This is a genomic window from Natronorubrum sulfidifaciens JCM 14089, from assembly GCF_000337735.1.
GTDB classification, from domain to species: Archaea; Halobacteriota; Halobacteria; order Halobacteriales; family Natrialbaceae; genus Natronorubrum; species Natronorubrum sulfidifaciens.
This window is the reverse complement of record NZ_AOHX01000026.1, coordinates 426,719-448,746: the sequence shown is the minus strand read 5'-3', so window position 1 is coordinate 448,746 and position 22,028 is coordinate 426,719. Positions and strand designations below refer to the sequence as shown.

Here is a 22,028-nt window from a genome sequence, read left to right as displayed (position 1 = left end):
CTACCTTATGGGCAGAGGAACTTAAAGTGATGTCGAGAGGACGTGTTTGGACACCAGTCGCTGAGTAGTGTTGTGTCCTCGAGAAGCGACCGTTCTCCCGTCGTATCTTCACCTTGTGACCAGAGGCACTTAAATGGAGAACGGGTCGTGACTGCTGAGACGGAGTGCACTACTGAACCGCAGCGATCAGGCCGTCGATAAACTCGTCTAGCCGTTCGATCTCGGGGCCATCGCGTGCGTGTATCGCGGGGTCGATCTCTCGAGGCGGGTGGGCGAACTCGCGCCCGACGGCGTCGCCGACAGTGGCACCACCCTCGCCCGCGCGCTTGCGCTCGAGCAGGTCACGGGCTCGCTCGATCCGGTCGGCGTCGAAGACCGCGGGTGCCTGCTCGGTCAGGAACCGCTCGAACTCGAGGGCCGGCAGCTCGTGGCCGTCACGTTCCCCGGTGGCCTGCAGATAGCGGGCCGACATCGCCGCGCGAGTGATCGTCAGGTTTCGTTTCACCGTTGGTTTAGTTTGGGTTTCGGTGAATCGCTCGTCGTCGGCTGCGATCGTCATCGGTCCATCGTCGGTGTCGACGACGTATGCGTCCTCGAGCACCTCGACGATCGGGAAGAGGTCGTCGTCGCTGCGAACGAGATGGTGCGAGATGTACTTGCGGTAGTTGCTCGTGGCGATGCCACGCCACGTATGATAGAGCTCCATCGGATTATACGTCCGCTCGAGGTAGGTCGCGAGGTCGGCTGGATCGTACACGGTCCGATAGCGGATCGGACTGCGAAGGACGTCGATCGCACCCTCGTTGGAGTCCGCCAGCAGGCCCGCGAACGTGCGGACGTCCCAGCCCTGAACGTCGATCTCGTCGTACTCGCGGTTGATGGTCTCCGTAGGGCCTCGGAGGTGGGCGTACTGGCACAGCTCGGTCGGTACGAAGACGATGCCGACATCGTAGTCGCTGTCGGGACTCGCCGCTCCCCAGGCGTGACTGCCGCGGGCGACTGCCAACGCGACAGTCACGTCGTACTCGGACTCGAGTGTCACCAGTGTGTCGTCGACCGCGTCGAAGACGTGTGTCGGAACCGACGCAATGCTACTGCGTTCGGGTGGGAGTAATAAAAGCGGGCGGACCATGCCCAAATGCCCTTCGTAGCTTCACCTTATGACCAGAGGCACTTAAAGGACCTCGAGCGCTGCAGTCCGGCCCACCGTACTGAACGGCCGACAGTTGTCGTTGCTCGAGGCCGAGTCGCTGCTGGCCCAGCCCCGGCACTGAAATCGATCGACTGATCGGCTCGAAAAGGTCGGCTTCCGAAAGGTTGAATCGCGTCCTACCCTGAGTGCGCACAATGAGTCACCAGCTGCCGGACGTGCAGGCGTCGTCGCCCGACGTCACCGTCGGACTGAGTCAGGTTGGCGTCACCGGCGTCGACAAACTCGTCAAGATCGCCCGCGAGGGAAAACGCCCGATCGTACTCACCGCCGAGTTCGAGGTCTTCGTCGATCTCCCCGCCTGGCGCAAGGGTGCGGACATGAGCCGCAACATGGAGGTCATCGACGAGATCTTGGAGGATGCAACCCGTGAAGAGGCCTACCGCGTCGAAGAGGTCTGTGGGGAAGCCGCAGAACGACTCCTCGAGAAACACGACTACACCTCGAAAGCGCAAGTGTCGATGGAAGCGGAGTTCATGCGCCGCGAGCAGACGCCCGCGAGCGATCGTGAGACCCAACACATGGTCGACATCATCGCCTCGGCGACGGCGACCGAGGACGGCACGCGCGAGGAGATCGGCGCGGAGGTCACGGGGATGACCGTCTGTCCGTGCTCGCAGGGAATGTCCACCTCGCGTGCAAAGGAGACGCTCCAGAACCTCGGCGTCGAAGACGAGACGATCGCGCAGTTCTTGGACGAAGTCCCACAGCCGGGTCACTCCCAGCGAGGGCATGCAACGCTGACCGTCGAATCCAGCGGCGACCCCGAGATCGATCTGAACGACATCATCGACATCGCCCGCGACTCGATGAGCGCCCGGATCTACAACCTCGCGAAACGGCCCGACGAGGATCACATGACCTACGAGGCCCACGCCGACGCGAAGTTCGTCGAGGACTGCGTGCGCGCGCTGGCCGACGGCGTCGTCGACGAGTTCGACCACCTGCCGGACGACGCAGTGATCACGATGGCCCAGTCTAACGACGAGTCGATCCACCAGCACAACGCCCACGCCGAGCGCGTCGTCGAGATGGCGACGCTACGCGAAGAAGTCAACGGCGAGAACTGATCCGGACGCCCGGTTTTCGACGCCGCGCCTCAGAACTCGAGCGGCTCTGCTTCGTTCCACCGGGGAGCGAACTCCTCGTTGACGTTCGCGGCGAACTCGGGGTCTTTGAGGTCGATCATGCCGAACGCTTCGCCCGAGGAGAGCGGGTTCGGCACCTGAATGCAGACCTCGACGCCGTCGATGATGTTGAACGAGCCCGTGATGTCGTCGTTCGTCCGCACGTCGAAGTCCTCGCGCTGTTGAAGGGTTGCTCGGTAGCGCTTGCCCACGTCTTCGGAAAGCGACGAGACCATCTCGCGAGTCATCAGGAGGTCGACCGAGACACCTCGGTCGAGGGCGTCCTCGAGGTGGGCGTTGACCGTCTCGCTGACGGCCTCGACGTCCCACTGTGAGGCTGGATCAGCCGAGACCATGACGATGTGATCATCGGCGGCTGCAAGCCGCTCGAGCAACAGGTCGATCGTCTCCTCCGGACCGACAGCGGCGGTCCAGAACTGGTCTTCGACCGGTTCGGCGGCATCGAGTTCGTCGGCCAGATCGTCGACGATCGACTCGTACTGGTCTGCTTTTTCCTCGAGTTCGCGCTTCTTGTCGTCGAGCAGTCGGTCGAGCGCCGTCGACGGCTCGACGGCGACGTACTTCTTCGGCCGACTTGCGGTCTGGCTCCGGACGAGATTGTACTGCTCGATGCTGTTTAACACGTCGTAGATCCGTCCCATCGGGACGTCGCTCGCACGAGACAACTCCTTGGCTGTTGTGGGGCCGGTGTTGAGCAGTGCCCGATACGCTCGCGCTTCGTACTCCGAGAGCCCGAGATCCCTGAGGCTGGCCATATGAGGATCGATCAACCGAAGAAACATAAACGCTGTGGTGGTTTGACAGCGGCACAGTTGTCCCGCCACAGCCGGGCCTGCTGGCGTTACTCGTGGACGTTCTGAACGCGTTTACTCAACTCGTCGGGGGTTTCAGCGACCGACGAAACGCGGTCGCCGAGTTCGACCCGTGCCGTCCCCGGCTCGAGGTCGGCAGCGGCGGGAACAACGACCTTCTCGTGGTCGGCGAGTCGCAGGGCTGCCCGATGCAGGTCGCTGCCGGGCTCACTGCCAACCCTGATCACCAGCGGCCCCTCGAGCAGTCGCGAGACGGTCGTCGCGTAGCCGGCTACCTGGACACCGAAGCGATCGCTCGCGCCGGCGAAGGCCTCGAGCGTCTCCCGCGCGAGGTCGCGATAGCGCGGTGTGTCCGTCAGCACCGAGAGTTCGAGCAGCCCGTCCGCGATGGCGACGTTCGCGTCCAGCGGCCGCAGCGGGCGGTCGAGCAGGCCGGCCCCCACCGCCGGCGCGTCGAGGAACGAGTCCTCGTCGTGGAGGGAGTCGATCGTCGCGTCCGCGACCGCCGTTGCGTCCTCGAGAGCGCTCGGTTCGATCGTGCTCGCGGCGGTCGTCAGCGCCGACAGCGTGCGGGCCTGCGTGAGCAACAACGGAATCGGGTCGCCGTGTGCGTCGCGTTCGACGCCGCGCTCGAGGGTGTGAGCGGCCACGCCGTCAGTGAGCAGATCCGTTCGGAGCGTCTCGAGGGTGCGTTCGGCGTAGCGTCGTGCGCGCTCGTCGTCGGTGTAGGCGTAGTACGTACACAGCCCGTCGATGGCCAGTCCGTTGGGGCCGGCGAAGACGCCCTCGTCGACCGGCGGCTCGTCGGCGTCGGCGCGGTCCGTTGCATCGAGGGTGTGTGCGTCGGCCTCACCGGGCGCTTGGCTGTTCGCAAAGGCCGCAGCGTCGGCGTTCCACAGCGTCGTCGTGAGATACTCGATAGTTCGGTCGGCTGGCTTTCGATACTCGTCGTTGCCCGTGTGCAGGTAGGCGTTTGCGAACGCCCGAACGAGCGCGCCGTTGGAATCAAGCAGTTTCTCGTGGTGGAGCCCCGACCAGTTCGATTCACTCGCAAAGCGATAGAAGCCGCCATCGTACTCGTCTAACAGGTTCGCGCTAACCGCATCGAACGACCGCAGCGCCATCTCTCGGTCGCGTTTGAGCGCGAACTCGAGGGCGTCGGGCAACGGGAACTTCGGGCTGTCTCCCCAGCCGCCGGCTGTTTCGTCATAGGTTTCGGTGAGTTGGCCGAGCATTGCGGCTTCGACATCGGCCGTCAACTCGCCTGCAGGCGGGCTGTCTTCTCGGAGTGGCCGCGGAATCCGTCCGGCACCGCTTCCGTTGGTGTCCCACATGGTGCGGACGCTGTCGAGTACCTGACGCATCCCGTCCGTTCCGAGATAGCCCGCGCCGGTCAGCATCGAGCCGTCGGGGGCGAGAAACACCGTCGATGGAAAGCCGCCCATGTTGTACCGATCACGCACGCGCGGGCGACGGTCAGCGTCGACCCGGACCGGAACGAAGCTATCGTTGATGTTCGCCGCGATTCGTGGCTCGGCGTAGGTCGTGCGGTCCATCTCGTGGCAGTGATCACACCACGTCGCAGTGAGCGAGAGCAAGACAGGTTTGTCCGCTTCCGCCGCCTCGTCGAAGGCGTCCTGTCCCCACTCGCGCCACTCGACACGCGTCGGATCGTTCATACCGGAGCCTCGGTTGTCGCAGGCGTAAGCCCTTCGTTCGATACTATAGTAGCCACTGAAAGTCAGTGCATACCCAATCGCACGACGGCTGTGCGATCGGTGTGTAAACCGTTTCAGTTGTTACTATAGAGTCGACATCTCCATGACTCGAGGGCCCCACGCCCGACCGCAATCGTTTCGCTCATCCTGTAAAACACGAGAGTAAAGCGTTTTCACTCTCCACCGGCTATACTGTGGCATGCTCCGGTGGATTCTCGCACTATTGCTCATCCCATTTCTGGACGCAGTGTTACTCGCACTCGTTGTCACTCAGTTCGGCTTCATCAACTGGGTCGGGATGATACTGCTGGTCGTCCTGACTGGACTCGTCGGGATGTTACTGGTCCGTGCCGAGGGACGGCGAACGATCCGCAAGATGCAACGGCAACTAGTCGAGGGGAAGCCGCCGACGAACGAACTGCTCGATGGGGGCCTGCTGATCGCCGCTGGTGCCTTCCTGCTCACACCCGGACTGGTCACGGACCTGCTCGGGTTCGTACTGGTGCTTCCGATCACTCGAATTCCGATTCGTGCGGGGCTCAAACGCTTCGTGATCGTCCCCTATGCGGACAAGAAACCCGGCGGCTTCGCCAGCGGCAAGGTCTGGACTGTTGGCTTCCCGGAGGGCGGGATGGCTCAAAACGGGGCCCAGAACGGCACGGGAGAGAGCGGGGCGGGCGGTACGTACGACCTCGGTGCCGACGACTACTCCGTCGACGACACTGGCGAGGAGTCGTACACGATCGACTTCGGGACCGAACGCACGTCGGATACTGCCGACGAGTTCGACGACGATCCAGACGACCCCTCCGCTCGGTAGCGAATCTCAGGGCGATCGGAGAAAGAAACTCTTAAACATACCACCGAACAACTACTGAATGCGAACGCGGGCCAATAGCTCAATCAGGTTGAGCGCCACTCTGATAAGGTGGAGGCTCTCGGTTCAAATCCGAGTTGGCCCACTGGTTCTCCGACGTACAACTTCTCGAGTAGCAAACTCTGCATCGAACTCGAGTTTAAATGTTCGATTCCGGTCGCGGCGCTGGCGACTCGAGTGTCTGTCTCCGTCTCGTATATCCGGGACGGAGCGCTAGAACGGCCCGATGAGTCCGTCAGGACTGTTCCATGGGTTCTGATGGGATGTTCGCTTCGAGATCGGAGAGAGACCGGTCTCGAGTGTCCTCACTGCGTCCCGGTCGTGTTGACAGTTGGGTGTACGCCAGCAGCGAGTCGTCGTTGAGTACGACCTGTAAGATATCTCGTTCTGCGATCTCGTCGAACGTTGCCGTCGGCTCGACGTGCTGGTCGACGAGGTCGCCGTCTTGCTCGAGCAACAAGACGACGTGTTCTCCGTCGACGATTCGATCGACGACGGCGATGTACCGGGTTGCCCCGTCAGGGAGTTCGGCCGGTGCCGTGCCACCCGCTCGAGTGTGGTCGTCGTCTGCTGATGTGTCATCACAGCCGGGAACTGCACTGACGGCTGTCGAACTGACGACCAGTGCCGTCCCGAGCGAGCCGAGCGTCTGGAGCACTGTCCGCCGTGATTGTCGGTGTGGCATACCCCCGTTGGCCCCGTAATCAGTAATAAACGTGGGGACGCTGACGAGCGGCTGACATCGAACCGATCCCGCGGGGTCCACCGGGTGCATTGTCTTACGGTGTTAGCTCGAGACCAATATTGTTCTTCTATCGGTTACATTCGCCGAAGAGATTTTATCAGTTCCAGCCGACAGTCGCGTATGGCATTTACGTTGTCCGATGAGCACCACGCCATTCGCGACGCCGTCCGCGAGTTCGGCGAAAACGAGGTAAAACCAGTTGCCGAAGAACACGACCGCGAGCAGCTCTATCCCGAAGAACTGCGTAAGACGGCCGCCGAGTACGACTTCGTCGCGCCGGCGATCCCGCTCGAGTACGACGGCGCGGGGATGGACAAACTCTCGAGTACGATCGTCACCGAAGAGCTCTGGCGAGCTGACCCCGGGATCGGCTCGGCCGTCGGCAGCGCTGGCTTCGGGACGAACATGATCATCGAGTTCGGCGACGAGTGGATGAAAAAGGAGTGGCTCCCGAAAATCGCCGCCGGAGAGAGCGCCTCCTGTTCGATGATCTCCGAACCCGCACACGGCTCGAACGTCGCCGGGATGGAGACGGTGGCCGAGCGAGACGGCGACGACTACGTCATAAACGGCAACAAGATGTGGATCACCAACGGAACCGTCGCCGACGTCGGCGTTGCGATGGCCAAGACGAGTCCCGGCGAGGGCCACCGGGGAATCACCGCCTTCCTCGTCGAGATGGACACTGACGGCGTTTCGACCGAAAAGATCGACAACAAGCTCGGGATTCGTGCCTCTGACCTCGCCGAAGTCGTCCTCGACGACGTCCACGTGCCCGCCGAGAACGTCATCGGTGAGGTCGATCAAGGATTCTACCAGCTGATGGAGTTCTTTGCGTCCGGCCGTACCAGCGTCGCCGCACAGGCCGTCGGCGCCGCACAGGGGGCGCTCGACGCCGCCATCGAGTACGCCACCGAACGCGAGCAGTTCGACCGGAAAATCGCAGAGTTCCAAGCCATCGAGCACAAACTCGCCGAGATGGCGACGAAAGTCGAAGCCGCCCGCTCGCTGACCTACCGTGCCGCCAGTCAGGTCGAGAACAACAATCAGGACGTCGCCGCCCAGTACTCGAGTATGGCAAAGCTGTTCGCCAGCGAGATTTCGGTCGAAGTCGCCGACGACGGTATCCAGGTCCACGGCGGCGCGGGCTACGTCACGGACCACCCGGCCGAACGCTACTACCGCGACGCTCGTATCACGAAAATCTACGAGGGGACCAGCGAGATCCAGAAGAACATCATCGCCGACCAGCTCCTCTAGGACGGCGTCTGCGACCGGGTCGGGCTCGCTCGAGCGAACGCACGTTCGTCCCAACTGGTTAGGCAGTCAGCTTGTTCAGCTGTGTCGTCTACAGAGACGTGCCATCCGAAGACGTGGATGGCGGCCCCAGGGGCGCACGTGGAAAAACAACGGGGCCATTTTTCGCGCTTAGACGACGAGGAAGTACCACGCCATACCCACGCCACCGCCACCGAGGATGAGGGACGCGGCGTGAACGTCGCGGACGAACAGCACGCTGGTTACGGCTGCCAGAGCAACCGTGAAGCTGTCGACGAACGACTCGAGCGCCAGTGTCACGGTTGCGCCGAGGATCGCCCCGACGACCGCGGCGTTGACGCCGATGAGTGCTGACTGGACGATGTCGTTCTCCCGGACGCGCGAGAAGTACGGGAAGAAGCCCATGATGAACGCAAACGAGGGGCCGAAGGCACCGACCATCGCGACGAACGCCCCGACGACGGCGACCGAGACCAGCCCATAGGTGTCGAGCATGAGTTTGTAGCCGACGAACGCCGTCGTCATCACGACCGGGCCGGGTGAGAGTTGGCCGATTGCGATGCCGTCGACGAACTCGCGGCCGGTCATCCAGCCGAACTCGTTGACGACGTAGAGTTCGATGAAGGGGATCAACACGAGCCCGCCGCCGTAGATGAACGAGCCGGTGTAGATCATGAACGTGAACAGTTGCACCCACGGGTTCGCCCAGATTGCGAGGAGGAGTCCCCACAACGGGCTCGCTTCGATAGTTCGCCGTGTCGCCGGGCCGAGGAGGTCGAATAACCGATCACGAACTGCGAACGCGACGCCGACGACAAGCGCGACGATCGACCACACCGAGACGCGACGCCAGTTTCGACGAACCCACGTCGAGCGGTAGATGCCGACCGCGATCGCCCCGGCGACGACGAACTGAACGACTGGATTGGTGCCGATGGTGGCCGTCACGACGAGTGCAGCAGCGAGCAGTCCTACCAGCAGGTAGTCGATCGACCACGTCTCGGCGCCGAGCCGAAACTCGGTGTCGGCCCGTCCCTCCGCGAGCGCACTCCGTGCCATCGACCACGACGCCCCGACGATGAGTCCGATCACGACCGGGTTGATGCCGTAAAACAGCGCTTCGACCGACGGCACCGCCTGATAGGCGAAATAGAGCCACGAGAAGAAGACGACGATGACGAACGTCGGCAGCATGAAAAAGAAGCCGGCGACGACCGCGCCGAGATTGCCGGCGTAGATCCAGCCCATGAAGATCCCTAGCTGTGTCGAGGCGGGCCCGGGGAGGGTGTTACAGATCGCGAGCCCCTCCATGAACGTCGACTCGTCGGTCCACTCGCGGCTGTCCTCGCCGACGAGGTCGGACTCCATCATCGCGATGTGGACGAGCGGGCCGCCGAAGCCGACGAGACCGATAAACAGAAAGTATCTGGCGATCTCGAGCAGTTTTTGCCGCGACGGCGTCCCGCGATAGGGATCGGCCGACGACGCCGTCGCCGTGGTGGCAGTCACACGGCGAGTGACACCGCCGAAACGGATAACTCTGCAGCCCGAAACTGCGCCGTCTGGACGGTGAGGCTACGATCCGTTCCCGACCAGCTCTTCGTAGCGTGCGCCCGTCTGCTTCAGTGTCTCCGTCGAGTAAAGCCGTTCGTGCTCGACGGGGAGATACTCCGATGCGAGTTCGTCGATCTTGGCGTCGACGGCGTCGGCGTCGCGGCCGTGGATCATGGTAAACAGGTTGTACGACCAGTCCTGCTCCGGCCGCCGAGGCCGATGATAACAGAGCGTGACGTATGGGAGGCTACCTGCCCGCTGGCCCCACTCGTCTAACTGGTCGTCCGGGACGTTCCAGACGACCATACAGTTCGAGTCGAAGCCGGTGACGACGTGGTTGACGACACAGCCGATACGCTTGATACAGCCGGTTTCAGTAAGGCGCTCGATCGCCTCGAGGACGTTGTCGACGTCCGCCTCGAGCTCGTCGGCGAGATCCTGATAGGGCGTTTTCGAGAGTGGAAAGCCATCCTGACTCGCAAGCAAGAGGTCGGCTTCGAACGCGGAGAGGTCGCCGGTCGCCGCCTCGCTGATGTGGGTCGCCGAGGCGTCGGTACCGCCGTCGACGGATCGACTCACGGTGTCGCCGGGCGTCGCAGCTGCGGACTGGTGGGCCGTGCTCTCCCGTGCGAACCGGTCTGCGTTGACGACGGGGAACTCGAGATTGATGTAGTAATCGGTCAGCATCGGCAGGTTGAGCACCTCGCAGCCGGTGTGCGCTTCGATCTCGGTGAGGATCTCATCGCGCCGCGCCTGAGAGCCAGCGGTGACGACGAACCACATGTTCCACTCGTGGTCGCGGGCGTAGTTGTGGTTGACCTGCTGGTACTCGTTGATGATCGCCGCGATCTCGTCGAAGCGATCCGCGGGTGCCTGCACGGCGGCCAGCGTCGACGACCCGATCACCGGCGGGTTGAGGACGGCGCCGAACCGGCGGACGATACCTGACTCGTGGAGTTGGATGACGCGCTCGAGTGCGTCCGTCTCGTCGATGCCGAGTTCCGTGCCGATCCGACGGAACGGGCGTTCCTCGATGGGCACACCGCTCTGGTAGCCGTCGATGAGCGCTGCGTCGACGTCGTCGATGGCCTCACGCCACTCCCCCGAAAGGCTGCTCATTGGTGACCCTAGGGAGAACCCGCCTGTATCGTTTTCGGCTTCGAGTGTCGAAAACCGGCGTCTAGCCCCTCATTTGGCGGGGCCGTCGCCACCGGAAACGGGAGGCTTTTGCCCGGTCCGTTCGAACCCACGCCCATGGCGCAGGCATCCCAAGAGTTCGGCGAGTGGCCGCTCAAACGGCTGATGACCGAAGTCATCGGCTCCGGTCCAAAATCCGCCGACGACATGACGCACGCGCAGGCTCGAGAGGCGTTCCAGCGCATTCTGGCCGGCGAACCAGACGAGACGACCCTCGGGGCGTTCTGGCTGGCGAACCGCTGGAAACGAAACATCCCCGAGGAGCTGGCGGCCTACACCGACGTCATGCGCGAGGAGTCGGTCGTGACGGCAGAACCCGACGCCGACCCCGTCGACTGCGGGGCGAACTACGACGGCAAACACTCCTCGGCCGTCCTCGGCGTCGGTGCGGGGCTCGTCGCCGCGGCCGCGGGCACGCCAGTCGTCGTCCACTCCGGCGATCGCGTCCCCACACAGAAGGCTACGGCGTACAAACACGTCTTGGACGAACTCGGCGTGCGGACAGAACTCGAGCCAACGGAAAGCGCCGACATGGTCGACGAGACCGGCTTCGGCTTCTACTACCAGCCCGCGTTCAACCCCGGCATTCAGGACCTCTACGAGCGACGTGACCAGATGGGCGTGCGCACGTTCGTCAACACGATCGAAACGGTCGCCAACCCCGCAAACGCCGACGTCCACCTCGGCTCGTTCTACCACCTCGCGTTCGCAAAGAAGATGAGCGACCTCATCGCGGAAAGCGACGAACTCGAATTCTCGCGGGCGATCTTCTTCCAGGGAATGGAGGGCTACGACGACATCCGCCCCGGCTACACGAAGGTCGCCGAGTGGGACGAAGGCAACGACGAACTCGAGGACTACGAGATCGAAACCGCCGAGTACGGCATGGAGATGGAAAACGAAGACCTCGAGGTCGACGACGTCACCGCAGACTCGGCGTCGATCACCGAGGCCGTCCTCGCCGGCGAGCGCGACGACGAGTTCGCCGACGCCATCGCGCTCAACGGCGCGTTCCGGATGTACGCCCGCCAAGACGTCGACTCGCTCGAGGAGGGCCTCGAGACGGCTCGCGACGTCATCGCTGATGGCAGCGCTGAAGCGGTCCTCGAGGAACTTCGGGCGTTCTGATCGACAGGGACCGCTGTTCGATCGACTGTCGTGCGTTTTTTTGGTGGCGTCGTTACACACGGACACCGTCTGGTGTCGTTTCGAGACGAGAATCTCTCCACAGTTTCCCACCCGTCGAGTCGTAGTCGCTCGAAAACAGTGAACCAATTTATATAGTGTCCGTCCGATGACCGCGTATGCGACTCGAGAACAAGACAGTTGTTATCACGGGTGCAGCGTCAGGGATCGGCGAGGAGACGGCCAAACGGTGTGCCGAGGAGGGCGCGCGAGTGATCGTGACGGATATCGATCCCAACGGCGGCGAGGAGACCGTCGCCGAGATCGAAGCCGTTGGCGGGGACGCGACGTTCGCCGAACTCGACGTTACCGACAGCGAGGCCGTCCATGCCGTCATCGACGACGTCGCCGAGGACGACGGCCTCGACGTGGTGGTCAACAACGCCGGCATCGGTCACCCCGGTAGCAGCCTCGAGGAGATCGACGACGAGATCCGTGATTTCGTCGTCGACGTCAACATCAACGGCGTCTGGAACGGCTGTCACGCCGCACTGCCACATATGAAAGCACAGGGCCACGGCTCGATCGTCAACATCGGCTCGCTGGCGAGTTTCCTCGGGTTGCCCAAACAGGCAGCCTACTCGACGACCAAAGCCGCCGTGTTGAACATGACCCGGACCATCGCCGCCGAGGCTGGTCCCTACGGCGTCCGTGCCAACGCCGTCTGTCCGGGCTTTACGGAGACCCAACTGCTCGAGCAGTATCTGGCAGGACAGGACGACCCCGAGGCAGCCCGCGAGGCGATGGCCGAGGAGTACCCGCTCAAGCGGCTGGCGGAACCGGAAGAGATCGCGAACGCAGTCCTCTTTCTCGCAAGCGACGAGGCGTCGTTCGTCAGCGGCCACGGACTGGTCGTCGACGGTGGCTTTTCGACCTGCTGAGACGGGGCGTCGCTCACCGCTCGCGGACCAACGCGACACTCGCCAGTTGGTCGCCCGCGACGACGGTCGCCTCCTGTGTGAGCACGTAGAGCAGGCCGCCTCGATCCGTCGACGCCTCGTGGAGCGGCTCGTAGGTCGTCGGATTGTACACCGTCCCGACCGTCGTACCCTCGCTGACGAACTGGCCGACCTCGAGCGTCGGGTCCGGGCGGAACAGCCCTGATTCAGTGGCCGTGACCTGTCCGAGATGGTTGCGAGCGACCGTCTGCGCTCGCTCGGGGATGTCGCCGGGAAGCATTCCGAGGTGGCGACAGACGTCGAGCAGTCCGTCGACACCGATCTCGACGACGGCTTCGACGATCTGCTTGTTGTGTGCGAGTTCGGGTGTGATCGCTGGAATCCCCTCCTCGGCGGCGACGACACGAAGTTTCCCCGCGAACCCGCGCCGGTGCCACTCGTCTCTGGCGTCGTCGTTCGCCTGTTCGGAGAGCAAGAGACCGGTTCCGAACGCTGCCGCGAGCTGTCGGGCATCCTCGTCACCTTCCTGATAGACGACGTGGGGGAGCATATCCGGGCTACCCGTATGGAGATCGACGATAGCGTCAGCCTGACTGATCTCCTCCCAGAGCCGGGCTGCCATACGTTGGTGGAGACTGCCTTCGACGTCGCCGGGCCAGACCCGATTCATGTTCGGGTTGACGCTGTCGAGCACCTCCGGCGTCGTGTAGGAGACGCGATCGAACGTCAGCGGGTTCGCGACGGGGACGGCGACGACGGTCCCAGACAGTTCCTCGAGCGACAGGCGCTCGTGAAACCGTCGGAGCGTTTCAGCGCCGTTGATCTCGCGGCCGTGTTGGGCCGCCTGAACGTAGCAGGTCGGGCCGTCCTCGATGCCGTGATACCGGTGGATCGTCGTCGTGAGTTCTACGCCGGAAGGGAGTCGCGCAAGCGTGACCTCCTCGGCCGTATGCGTTCCAGTGTCCATGCAGCGTCGTTCCACGACCGCCGGTATGTATCTGCGGCCGCCTCGTGCCACCTGCGACTGCCGGGCTTTACGGTGGGTTCGTCGTGGGCACCGCGACTCGAGACCACTACCGTTTTCTGTCGGCCCGCCGTCGCTGACGCTATGGGAGACGTTACTGCGACCCTTCACACTAACAAGGGAGACATCGATGTCGAACTGTACGACGACCGCGCACCACGGACCGTCGATAACTTCGTCGGGCTGGCGACGGGCGGGAAAACGTGGACCGACCCCGAGTCGGGCGAGGAAATCGAGGGCGAGCCGCTGTACGACGACGTCGCCTTCCACCGTGTCATCGACGGCTTCATGATTCAGGGTGGCGACCCGACCGAAACCGGACGCGGCGGCCCCGGCTACCAGTTCGACGACGAGTTCCACGACGAGCTGCGCCACGACGATGCAGGCGTCCTGAGCATGGCCAACTCCGGGCCGAACACCAACGGCTCGCAGTTTTTCATCACGCTCGACGCCCAGCCACATCTCGACGACCGCCACTCCGTCTTCGGGAAAGTCACTGACGGGATGGACGTCGTCCGCGAGATCGGCTCCGTCGACACCGACCGCAACGACAAGCCACGAGACGAGGTCGTCCTCGAGTCGGTCTCCGTCGACTACGAGTAACGCCGAGGCTCGGCGACTCGAGCGAGTCCCATTTTATATCGGAGCCAGTACGGCTCGAGCGATCAGTCTCGCAAACGGCTATTCGACCGATTTGGCCCGGTTGTGGAAGTCACCACCACACTTCTCGCATTCACCGGGATTAGTTTCGGCCCTGACAATGTGTCCACACTGGAGACATTCGTACTCGGATGAAATCTCTGACGTGTCGTTTTCGACGTCTTGGCCGTGAGGCATACCATGATAGTCGGTCGCCAGACACAAAAACCTCGTGTCGTAATAACACACAGTTATGGCGACTGAATGAACGCACCTCGAGCCGTCAGTGCTGGCTGAGATTCGACAGGTGGCGGCCACCATATAGCCACGCAGTCGGCGTTCGACCGTAACGCGAAAGACCACGGAGCCGAACCATCAGCTAATGAGCGACGACGACGGTATCCAGCGCGCGAGCGACGTCGGCTCGTCGGATGCACCGCCGATCGAGGAAAAGCCCTACAAGATCATCTTCGAGGCGAACAAGTGCTTCGGCGCGGGCAAGTGCGCCGAGGTCAGCGACAACTGGGAGATGTCTATCAAATCCGGCATCGCCCAGCCGACCACCTACTTCTTCGGTGAGGACGACCTCGAGCACAACGTTCGTGCGGCGGATGTCTGCCCGGCGAAAAAAGACGACGGCTGTATTCACGTGATCGACCGCCGAACCGACGAGGAGATCGCGCCCGACCCCCACGGCGACGGCACCCTAAGTGTCGACTGGTAACGGCTCGCCGTAAGACGGCGTGTGTCATCCAGTCGGGATCGACATCGAAACGCACATTCCGGGTGGGGTACTATCCTCAAGTGCACTTCTGTGCGAGGGTAGCCAAGCAGGCCAACGGCGGTGGGCTTAAGACCCGCTCCCGTAGGGGTCCCTGGGTTCAAATCCCAGCCCTCGCATGTCGACGCGAACACACCGTGAGTGGCAACTGCAGCATCTGGATTTGAATCAGACCAGTCGCAGCCCGGGAAACGAGCGAAGCGAGTGACCCGGACCGTCTGGGCGTGGTTCAAATCCCAGCTCTCGCCTCCCAACTCGAACGACCGTGAGCGGCGACTGCGGCATCTAGGTTTGAATCAGAACCCTCGCACTGTTGACTCGAGTCCCAATCCTTGCCTCACGCACCCGTCCGAAACGAAAGATCGAGCGACGGTGCCGAATGCGTGAGTGCTCCCATCGAGATCACGTCGACGCCCGTTGCGGCGTAGTCCGGGACGGCCTCGAGAGTGATCCCACCACTGGCCTCCGCGAGGACGTCGTGGTCTTCGAGTGCGCCGACAGCCGCCGCGACGTCGTCGGGAGCCATGTTGTCGAGCAGGACGATGTCCGCTCCCGCTGCGGCCGCCCGCGGGGCGTCGTCGACGGTTTCGACCTCGACCTCGAGTTTCGTCGTGAAGGAAACGCGCTCACGGAAGTGAGAAATCGCGTCCTCGAGGCCCAGTTCGGCGATATGATTGTCTTTCACCATCACCATATGCGAGAGGTCCAGCCGGTGGGTGTCGCCGCCACCCGCGACGACGGCGCGTTTCTCGAGGCCGCGCAGGCCGGGCGTCGTCTTCCGCGTGGCGGCGATCCGAACGTCGTCGGATTCGGTGCGGGCCGCCTCGACGGCCTCGTGGGTGGCGGTCGCGATGCCGGCTGCGTGACCGACGAGATTCACTGCAACGCGTTCGCCACGGAGCACGCCGCGGGCTGGTCCCTCGACGCGGAGGAGGTTGTCGCCCGGTTCGACGGCGGTGCCGTCCTCGAGCGCGTCGACCACGTCGACGTCGAGATAGTCGAAGACCGCCCGCGCGGCCTCGAGGCCCGCCACGACGCCGGATTCGTTCGCGACGAGTCGGCCATCCGTCTCACCCGGCACCTCGTTGGTAACGTCGTGGTGGCCGAGGTCCTCCCGGAGCCAGTCTTCGATCTGTGTGTCAGTAAGCATGGGTGTGGTCGACCGTCTCACTCGAGTCGGCAACGACGTAGTGACAGCCTTTCGAATCGGGGTTCTCGCTCGCTGCCCGTGCGATCAGCAAGGCGGTGACACAGGCGTGCCGAAGTTCGTACAGTTCGCGAGCCGTCCGCGTGCGAATGTAGGCGTCGAGTTCGCCTTTGAGCCGCCGGAGAACGGCGCTCGCGCGGGCGATTTCGTCCGGGTCGCGCTCGAGGCCCAGCGACGCATCCATCGTCTGCTTGAGTCGGATGGCCTTCTCGGTGGCAAAGCGTTCAGGCAGGTCTGGGTCGCTGTTACGAAGGTCGGGTACCTCGACGACGGCGGGCTCGTGACCCGTTGCATCCGCGCCAGCACGCAGCCCCCAGACGAGTCCCTCGAGCAGGCTTGTACTCGCTAGTCGGTTCGCGCCGTGAACGCCGGTCCGTGAACACTCGCCGACGGCGTAGAGTCGGTCGAGCGAGGTTCGTCCGAACGCGTCGACGTCGATTCCGCCACAGAGGAAGTGTTCACAGGGCGCGACGGGGATTTCTGCGCCCTTGACACCTCGGTCGCGACACATCCGTGCGATCGCGGGGAATTCGGATTCGAACTCGCCCTCGAGCGTGCGCACGTCCAAGACGACCTCGCCGGTCGCTTCGCGTTCGTGGGCGACGGCGCGGGCGACGACGTCCCGCGGTGCGAGTTCGGCGTCGGGGTGGTAGTCGGCCATGAACCGATCGCCCTCGCCGTTTCGCAACACCGCGCCTTCGCCGCGCAGCGCCTCGGAGAGCAAAAACGGATCGTCCTGCTCTGTGGCTCCGCCGCTCTGCCTCGAGTCTCGTTGTGCCTCGCAACCGGCGTACGCGGTCGGATGGAACTGGACGTACTCGAGGTCGGCCACCTCGGCTCCGGCCAGCGCAGCCATAGCGATCCCGTCGCCCGTCGCATCGGCGGGGTTCGTCGATCGGGAGTACAGTTCGCCGATCCCACCCGTTGCGAGGATCGTCGCGCCGGCGAAGATCGGGTGACCGTCGGCCGCCTCGTCGGTCAGCACGCCGTGGATCCGTCCCTCGTGAGTGATGAGGTCGAGGGCTGCCGTGTCCTGTCGAATCTCGACGCGCTCGTGGTCGTCGAGGTAGTTGAGAAACGGCCGGAGGATGTGCGTGCCCGTCATCGCGTCGACGTGGAGAATCCGCCGACTCGAGTGGCCGGCCTCGCGAGTGTAGTCGAACCCGTCGTCGCCCTCGTCGAACTCGATCTCGAGGGTCTCGAGCAACACGTCCTCGATGGCGTCGTCGGCCTCCTCAAGGAGGACGTCGATCGCGTCCTCGTCTGCAGTGTCGTCGCTGGCCGCCAGCATGTCGGCTTTCAGGCTCTCGGGATCGCCGCGGGTGGTCGAGATCCCGCCTTGGGCCCAGTCGGTGCTCGCGTCGTCCGGCCGCTGCGCTTTCGTCACGAGGCAGACATCAGCGCCCGCCCGCGCCGCCGCGAGTGTTGCCGCACAGCCGGCGATGCCGGAGCCGACGATCAGTACGTCCGTCGTGTCGTGGTCTGGTGTCTCAGTCATGGTTAGATCTCGAGCATTCGCTCGAGGGCGAGTCCGGCCAGTTCTTTCTCCTCGGGGGCGACGTCGATCACGTTGCGCTCGCGGCCCGCAACGAGTTCCTCGAGTACCCACGTGAGGTAGTTGGGGTCGATCTGGCGCATCGCGTTGCAGTCCATACAGGCGTCCCCACACAACGGGAGGACGTTCACGTCCGGATGCCAGCGCTGGAGATGCTCGGTGAGGTGGATCTCGGTGCCGATCGCCCACGTGTCGCCGGGGTCGGCCTCCTCGACGGTGCGACAGATTTCGGCTGTCGAGCCGGCTTTGTCGGCGGCTTCGACGACTTCGCGCCGACATTCGGGGTGGACGATGACCTGTGCGTCCGGGTTCGAATCTCGAACCTGCTCGATGTGGTCGGTCGTGAACCGTTCGTGGACCTGACAGTAGCCATCCCAGAGGATGATGTCGCTCTCGGCGACCGCTGCGGCATCCTTGCCCTCGGGGTCCCACGGGTCCCACTCGGCGATTGCGTCTTCCATCCCCAGTCTGTGGGCGGTGTTCTCCCCGAGGTGTTTGTCGGGCAAGAACAGGACTTTATCACCCTTCTCGAAGGCGTACTCGAAGGCCTTGTGGGCGTTCGAGGAGGTACAGACGAGTCCACCCTGGCTCGCACAGAACGCCTTCAGATCCGCATAGGAGTTCATGTACGTGATCGGAATGATGGTCTCGTGGGGTGTTGCGGCCGTGATCTCGGCCCATGCAGCGTCGACCTGCAGCGCTTCGGCCATCCCTGCCATCGGACAGGAGGCTTCCATACTCGGGAGGATCACCGTCTGGTCGTCGTCGGTGATAATGTCCGCGCTCTCGGCCATGAACGTCACCCCACCGAAGATCACGTACTCGGCGTCCGCGTTGGCAGCCTCCTTCGAGAGCTGGTAGGAGTCACCGATGAAGTCGGCGTGTTCGACGATTTCTTGGCGCTGATAGTTGTGGCCGAGGATCACGACGTCGTCGCCGAGTTCCTCGAGTGCCGCCTCGATGCGTTCGGTTCGTTCGGACGTCTCGAGGTCCCGATACTGGGGCGGCAACTGCTCGAGGGAGTCGTATTTGAACAAACTTAGATCGGTTTCCAGCTCTGCCGTTTCCATTTTTACCATATCACGTCACCTGTGGTTGCTAGACATCACAAGATGCTATTGAATAACTTTTTCCTTCGGTATCTGATTATGGGTGATAACCACCGACTGGTACGCCAATAGAAAGTGCTAGCGCTATTGGTCTGTTTCGACAACAGGTTTTCGTGTCCTAACCGAACCGATGGCAGACCCATCGCACTGGCCGCGGTTTTCGCTTGAGTCCTCGGTTAAACGCTAGAAGAGCCCCGACGGTGTAGCCAGCCAGCCGCCAAGGAGAGCAACGACGAGCCCCCCAGCCAGCCACGGAAGGACGGGTTTGACGAGGAGTCGTGCTGCGCCGTCCTGCGGGGAGTCAGAGACGACGAACGCCGGCGTCTCCGGCCCGTCTTCGATCACTGCACTCACGTCTCGCATGGTCTCTCGCGCGTCGATATCGTACCGCGACTGGCCGAGGACGTAGCCGTCGTCACCCGCCTCGAGTCGCCGTTCGTGATACCGTCGGTCGTTGCCGGTCACGAGTTCGACGACGCGGAGATCGAGCGCGGTGTTCTCCGACTCGAGATCCGACTCGGTCTCGAGGAACTCCTTGATAGGGTCCGGTTCGGGTTCGCCGCCGTCGACCTCGACCGTAGTTGCCGTCTTCAGCGCCAGCGTGGCCCCGTCGGGATCGACCTGGACGCTCGCCGTCTCGTCCTCGAGTCGGAACCGGACCGCGTCGGACCCCGTCTCGACCGTGTTCCACGACGAGTTCTTGCCGCTGGACTGGTACTCTTCGACCTCGTACTCGTAAGCGAGACAATCACGCTTGGTCAGCGGTGCCGCCACGGTTCCATCAACAATGCTCGCGGTGCCCTCGAGTTCGACGGGGCCCGTGGCGTGTTCAATCGTGACGACGTCGTCGGTGTCGCCGCGATACACGTGATAGGCTGGCCGGAGCTTCCAGCAGCCAACGCCGATCGCGCCGAGTCCGGCGAGGACGAGCAGTGGTCCGATCATCGGTTGACGATTAGATTCCAGCTGGTAATACTGTTGATTCTCGAACATTCGTCGCTCGAGAGGAACACGACAGCGACGTGTTGGTCGGCGTTGGCTGCCGACCTTCCGACGGCACTACTCGTGGCGTAGCGCTTCGATTGGGTCGACACGGGCACCCCGCCAGGCGGGATAGAGTCCGGAGACGACACCCACACCGATGCCGACGACGATCGCGATGACGACCCAGTCGAGCGGGTACGCCATCGGCCACTCGAGCAGCCACACGCCGAGGTAGCCAGCACCGAGCCCGGCGGCGACGCCGACGATCGAACCGATCACGCCGAGGATGACTGACTCGACGAGAAACAGCTGCATCACGTCGCGTTTGGTCGCCCCGACGGCTTTCATGATCCCGATCTGGCGGGTTCGTTCGGTGACGCTGACGATCATGATGTTGGCGATCCCGATCGAACCGACCACGAGCGCGATCGCGGCGACGGCACCGATGAACACCGTCAGCTGATCGACGATATCGGTGAACTGCTCGATCGTATCCTCGACGGTCTGGGCCTGCATCTCGTGGTCGTCCTGTTTCAACTCGGCTGCATCGGAGTCGTCCTCGAGGTACTCGGTAACTGCCTCCTGGGCCGGATCGACGTCGTCGATGCGTTCGGTGCCGACCACCAGCGATGGATACGCCCGTGTTTCTTCGCCACGTGGCGTCTCGACTGTCGTCGTGTAGTAGGAGTCGACGGGCACGAACAGCTGTGGCGGCGTCTGTTCACCGAGTTCGGCCTCGACGACACCGCTGACTGTGACGTCTGCCGTCTCACCGTCTTCGAACGTCAGCGAGAGCTCATCGCCAGCCGAGACGTTGTCGTCGAACAGCTGGCTGGTCTGTTCGTTGATCACGGCTTCGTCCTCCCCTTCGAACGGCTCTCCCTCGACGAACGTCGAATGCTCGAACCGATCAGCCGTCGTCGCCTGTGCGCCGATCACGCCGGTTACCTGCTCGTCGCCGAGATCCGTCTGAGCGAGTTCGAGCGAGCCGTCCGGGGCGACGAACTCGACGTCGTCGATCGCCTCGAGCGCCTCGACATCGCGTTCCGTGTAGATCGGCGTCTCGACGAGCATGATGCCGACACCCGCCTCCGGCTCTGTCTGGGTCTGGACGGTCATCACTGGCTCCTGTTCGGCTTCGATATCACCGACGACGCTCTCTGTGAACCCGCCACCGAGTACCATGAACGTGATCACAGCAGCGATACCGATGATAACGCCAATCGTCGTCAGCGTCGACCGAAGCTTATGCGAACGGATCGAACGCCAACTGATTCGCAGACTCTCCCGGAGATTCATGGGTCCGTTTGCACCTCCTCGTCGGACGGCTGTGTCGCAGTGAGTGCTTGGTGACCGACCGCCACGTCTCGAGGTGCACCGAGATGTTCGATCTCCTCGAGGTAGCCGTCGACGAGGTGGACGATATGATCGGCGTACTCCGCGACCTGTCGTTCGTGGGAAACCAGCAGTATCGTCGTCCCCGCACGGTTGAGTTCGGCAAACAGGTCCATAACCTCGGCACCCGTTTCCGTATCGAGGTTCCCCGTCGGCTCGTCGGCTAACACGAGCGTCGGATCGTTTGCGAGCGCCCGAGCGATGGCAACCCGCTGGCGCTGGCCGCCCGAGAGCTCACTCGGCGTGTGCTCGAGTCGGTCGCCGAGGCCGACGCGCTCGAGTAACTGTTCGGCCCGTTCGTGTCGACTCGCCTCGACAGCGTCGTGAAAGACCAGCGGCAGGGTGACGTTCTCGGCGGCAGTCAGCCGCGGCATGAGGTTGAACGTCTGGAAGACGAATCCGATCTCGGTGCCCCGGAGCCGTGCTCGCTCGGCGTCGGAAAGTGCGCCGATCGCTTCGCCACTGACCGTAACGCGCCCCGCAGTCGGCGTGTCTAGACAGCCGATCAGGTTCATCAAGGTGCTTTTCCCCGACCCGCTCGGTCCCATGACCGCGGTAAACGACCCGTCACCAAGTGACAGCGAAATGCCGTCGACTGCATGCACCGGCTCGGCAAGCCGGTACGTTCGGCGGACGTTCGCTGCGGTGACCGCTGCCGTAGTCGGTTCGCCATTTAATGTCATGTGTTAGCATTCGCTACTCTGGTTGGGC

21 protein-coding genes and 2 tRNA genes are annotated in these 22,028 nt (G+C 63.2%); 9 read left to right on the top strand and 14 right to left on the bottom strand.

Annotated features, from left to right (window positions below):
* Positions 1-169: 169 nt before the first annotated feature.
* Positions 170-1,132: a nucleotidyltransferase domain-containing protein gene (locus C495_RS05400; RefSeq protein ID WP_008160737.1), complete on the bottom strand. Its 963-nt coding sequence runs from the start codon at positions 1,130-1,132 to the stop codon at positions 170-172.
* 215 nt (positions 1,133-1,347) lie between these two features.
* Here C495_RS05400 and mptA point away from each other — a divergent pair, with 215 nt between their 5' ends.
* Positions 1,348-2,280: a GTP cyclohydrolase MptA gene (gene mptA, locus C495_RS05395; RefSeq protein ID WP_008160735.1), complete on the top strand. Its 933-nt coding sequence runs from the start codon at positions 1,348-1,350 to the stop codon at positions 2,278-2,280.
* Between the two features lie 29 nt (positions 2,281-2,309).
* Here the strand turns inward: mptA and C495_RS05390 are convergent, their stop codons facing one another.
* Positions 2,310-3,113: a TrmB family transcriptional regulator gene (locus C495_RS05390; protein WP_008160733.1), complete on the bottom strand. Its 804-nt coding sequence runs from the start codon at positions 3,111-3,113 to the stop codon at positions 2,310-2,312.
* An 86-nt stretch (positions 3,114-3,199) separates the two neighbouring features.
* On the bottom strand, positions 3,200-4,849 hold the full coding sequence (locus C495_RS05385) for a DUF255 domain-containing protein (protein WP_008160731.1): 1,650 nt from the start codon (positions 4,847-4,849) through the stop codon (positions 3,200-3,202).
* A gap of 238 nt (positions 4,850-5,087) precedes the next feature.
* Between C495_RS05385 and C495_RS05380 the strand changes: the two genes are divergently transcribed.
* On the top strand, positions 5,088-5,708 hold the full coding sequence (locus C495_RS05380) for an FxsA family protein (protein WP_008160729.1): 621 nt from the start codon (positions 5,088-5,090) through the stop codon (positions 5,706-5,708).
* 68 nt (positions 5,709-5,776) lie between these two features.
* Positions 5,777-5,850 (top strand) — tRNA-Ile (locus C495_RS05375).
* Positions 5,851-6,000: 150 nt separating this feature from the next.
* Here C495_RS05375 and C495_RS05370 read toward each other — a convergent pair.
* On the bottom strand, positions 6,001-6,450 hold the full coding sequence (locus C495_RS05370) for a hypothetical protein (protein ID WP_152418866.1): 450 nt from the start codon (positions 6,448-6,450) through the stop codon (positions 6,001-6,003).
* Between the two features lie 180 nt (positions 6,451-6,630).
* Between C495_RS05370 and C495_RS05365 the strand changes: the two genes are divergently transcribed.
* A complete protein-coding gene (locus C495_RS05365; protein WP_008160726.1) occupies positions 6,631-7,770 on the top strand; it encodes an acyl-CoA dehydrogenase family protein in 1,140 nt (379 codons plus the stop codon).
* 168 nt (positions 7,771-7,938) lie between these two features.
* Here C495_RS05365 and chrA read toward each other — a convergent pair whose 3' ends face one another.
* Both chrA and ahbB read right to left on the bottom strand, forming a co-directional pair.
* Positions 7,939-9,297 carry a chromate efflux transporter gene (gene chrA / locus C495_RS05360; protein WP_008160725.1) on the bottom strand — a complete coding sequence of 453 codons (1,359 nt, stop codon included), beginning with the start codon at positions 9,295-9,297 and terminating at the stop codon, positions 7,939-7,941.
* A gap of 66 nt (positions 9,298-9,363) precedes the next feature.
* Positions 9,364-10,461: a siroheme decarboxylase subunit beta gene (gene ahbB / locus C495_RS05355; protein ID WP_008160724.1), complete on the bottom strand. Its 1,098-nt coding sequence runs from the start codon at positions 10,459-10,461 to the stop codon at positions 9,364-9,366.
* Positions 10,462-10,596: 135 nt separating this feature from the next.
* Here ahbB and C495_RS05350 point away from each other — a divergent pair, with 135 nt between their 5' ends.
* Both C495_RS05350 and C495_RS05345 read left to right on the top strand, forming a co-directional pair.
* Positions 10,597-11,667 (top strand): anthranilate phosphoribosyltransferase, encoded by a 1,071-nt coding sequence (locus C495_RS05350; protein WP_008160723.1) that lies wholly within the window; start codon positions 10,597-10,599, stop codon positions 11,665-11,667.
* A 176-nt stretch (positions 11,668-11,843) separates the two neighbouring features.
* The gene (locus tag C495_RS05345; RefSeq protein ID WP_008160722.1) at positions 11,844-12,605 is read left to right on the top strand and encodes an SDR family NAD(P)-dependent oxidoreductase; all 762 of its coding nucleotides are present in this window, start codon (positions 11,844-11,846) and stop codon (positions 12,603-12,605) included.
* A 13-nt stretch (positions 12,606-12,618) separates the two neighbouring features.
* Here C495_RS05345 and C495_RS05340 read toward each other — a convergent pair whose 3' ends face one another.
* Positions 12,619-13,590, bottom strand: a complete 972-nt coding sequence (locus C495_RS05340) for a succinylglutamate desuccinylase/aspartoacylase family protein (protein ID WP_008160721.1) — start codon at positions 13,588-13,590, stop codon at positions 12,619-12,621.
* A gap of 141 nt (positions 13,591-13,731) precedes the next feature.
* Here C495_RS05340 and C495_RS05335 point away from each other — a divergent pair, with 141 nt between their 5' ends.
* On the top strand, positions 13,732-14,250 hold the full coding sequence (locus C495_RS05335; RefSeq protein ID WP_008160720.1) for a peptidylprolyl isomerase: 519 nt from the start codon (positions 13,732-13,734) through the stop codon (positions 14,248-14,250).
* A gap of 78 nt (positions 14,251-14,328) precedes the next feature.
* Here the strand turns inward: C495_RS05335 and C495_RS17580 are convergent, their stop codons facing one another.
* Positions 14,329-14,484, bottom strand: coding sequence for a rubrerythrin-like domain-containing protein (locus C495_RS17580; protein WP_152418865.1), 156 nt, complete (start codon positions 14,482-14,484; stop codon positions 14,329-14,331).
* A 184-nt stretch (positions 14,485-14,668) separates the two neighbouring features.
* Between C495_RS17580 and C495_RS05330 the strand changes: the two genes are divergently transcribed.
* Both C495_RS05330 and C495_RS05325 read left to right on the top strand, forming a co-directional pair.
* Positions 14,669-15,010, top strand: coding sequence for a ferredoxin (locus C495_RS05330; protein ID WP_008160719.1), 342 nt, complete (start codon positions 14,669-14,671; stop codon positions 15,008-15,010).
* Between the two features lie 92 nt (positions 15,011-15,102).
* Positions 15,103-15,186 (top strand) — tRNA-Leu (locus tag C495_RS05325).
* A 218-nt stretch (positions 15,187-15,404) separates the two neighbouring features.
* On the opposite strand, the gene nadC is transcribed toward C495_RS05325, so the two are convergent.
* The 6 genes from nadC to C495_RS05295 form a co-directional block, all read right to left on the bottom strand.
* Positions 15,405-16,217 carry a carboxylating nicotinate-nucleotide diphosphorylase gene (gene nadC, locus C495_RS05320; protein ID WP_008160718.1) on the bottom strand — a complete coding sequence of 271 codons (813 nt, stop codon included), beginning with the start codon at positions 16,215-16,217 and terminating at the stop codon, positions 15,405-15,407.
* Positions 16,207-17,772 carry an L-aspartate oxidase gene (locus C495_RS05315; protein WP_008160717.1) on the bottom strand — a complete coding sequence of 522 codons (1,566 nt, stop codon included), beginning with the start codon at positions 17,770-17,772 and terminating at the stop codon, positions 16,207-16,209. The genes nadC and C495_RS05315 overlap by 11 nt, the downstream gene beginning before the upstream one ends.
* A 2-nt stretch (positions 17,773-17,774) precedes the next feature.
* The gene (nadA, locus tag C495_RS05310; protein WP_008160715.1) at positions 17,775-18,908 is read right to left on the bottom strand and encodes a quinolinate synthase NadA; all 1,134 of its coding nucleotides are present in this window, start codon (positions 18,906-18,908) and stop codon (positions 17,775-17,777) included.
* Positions 18,909-19,121: 213 nt separating this feature from the next.
* Positions 19,122-19,883, bottom strand: coding sequence for a GIDE domain-containing protein (locus tag C495_RS05305; RefSeq protein ID WP_008160713.1), 762 nt, complete (start codon positions 19,881-19,883; stop codon positions 19,122-19,124).
* Positions 19,884-19,997: 114 nt separating this feature from the next.
* A complete protein-coding gene (locus C495_RS05300) occupies positions 19,998-21,221 on the bottom strand; it encodes an ABC transporter permease (RefSeq protein WP_008160710.1) in 1,224 nt (407 codons plus the stop codon).
* On the bottom strand, positions 21,218-22,000 hold the full coding sequence (locus tag C495_RS05295; RefSeq protein WP_008160709.1) for an ABC transporter ATP-binding protein: 783 nt from the start codon (positions 21,998-22,000) through the stop codon (positions 21,218-21,220). Before C495_RS05295 ends, C495_RS05300 begins: the two co-directional genes overlap by 4 nt.
* Positions 22,001-22,028: the final 28 nt, after the last annotated feature.

Coding starts and splice junctions, on each gene's coding strand:
- C495_RS05345 (WP_008160722.1), top strand. CDS start 11,844: ATGCGACTCGAGAACAAGACAGTTGTTATCACGGGTGCAGCGTCAGGG.
- C495_RS05295 (WP_008160709.1), bottom strand. CDS start 22,000: ATGACATTAAATGGCGAACCGACTACGGCAGCGGTCACCGCAGCGAAC.
- C495_RS05315 (WP_008160717.1), bottom strand. CDS start 17,772: ATGACTGAGACACCAGACCACGACACGACGGACGTACTGATCGTCGGC.
- C495_RS05300 (WP_008160710.1), bottom strand. CDS start 21,221: ATGAATCTCCGGGAGAGTCTGCGAATCAGTTGGCGTTCGATCCGTTCG.
- mptA (WP_008160735.1), top strand. CDS start 1,348: ATGAGTCACCAGCTGCCGGACGTGCAGGCGTCGTCGCCCGACGTCACC.
- C495_RS05340 (WP_008160721.1), bottom strand. CDS start 13,590: ATGGACACTGGAACGCATACGGCCGAGGAGGTCACGCTTGCGCGACTC.
- C495_RS05385 (WP_008160731.1), bottom strand. CDS start 4,849: ATGAACGATCCGACGCGTGTCGAGTGGCGCGAGTGGGGACAGGACGCC.
- C495_RS05370 (WP_152418866.1), bottom strand. CDS start 6,450: ATGCCACACCGACAATCACGGCGGACAGTGCTCCAGACGCTCGGCTCG.
- C495_RS05365 (WP_008160726.1), top strand. CDS start 6,631: ATGGCATTTACGTTGTCCGATGAGCACCACGCCATTCGCGACGCCGTC.
- C495_RS17580 (WP_152418865.1), bottom strand. CDS start 14,484: ATGCCTCACGGCCAAGACGTCGAAAACGACACGTCAGAGATTTCATCC.
- C495_RS05305 (WP_008160713.1), bottom strand. CDS start 19,883: ATGATCGGACCACTGCTCGTCCTCGCCGGACTCGGCGCGATCGGCGTT.
- nadC (WP_008160718.1), bottom strand. CDS start 16,217: ATGCTTACTGACACACAGATCGAAGACTGGCTCCGGGAGGACCTCGGC.
- C495_RS05335 (WP_008160720.1), top strand. CDS start 13,732: ATGGGAGACGTTACTGCGACCCTTCACACTAACAAGGGAGACATCGAT.
- C495_RS05380 (WP_008160729.1), top strand. CDS start 5,088: ATGCTCCGGTGGATTCTCGCACTATTGCTCATCCCATTTCTGGACGCA.
- C495_RS05400 (WP_008160737.1), bottom strand. CDS start 1,132: ATGGTCCGCCCGCTTTTATTACTCCCACCCGAACGCAGTAGCATTGCG.
- C495_RS05330 (WP_008160719.1), top strand. CDS start 14,669: ATGAGCGACGACGACGGTATCCAGCGCGCGAGCGACGTCGGCTCGTCG.
- ahbB (WP_008160724.1), bottom strand. CDS start 10,461: ATGAGCAGCCTTTCGGGGGAGTGGCGTGAGGCCATCGACGACGTCGAC.
- C495_RS05350 (WP_008160723.1), top strand. CDS start 10,597: ATGGCGCAGGCATCCCAAGAGTTCGGCGAGTGGCCGCTCAAACGGCTG.
- nadA (WP_008160715.1), bottom strand. CDS start 18,908: ATGGTAAAAATGGAAACGGCAGAGCTGGAAACCGATCTAAGTTTGTTC.
- C495_RS05390 (WP_008160733.1), bottom strand. CDS start 3,113: ATGGCCAGCCTCAGGGATCTCGGGCTCTCGGAGTACGAAGCGCGAGCG.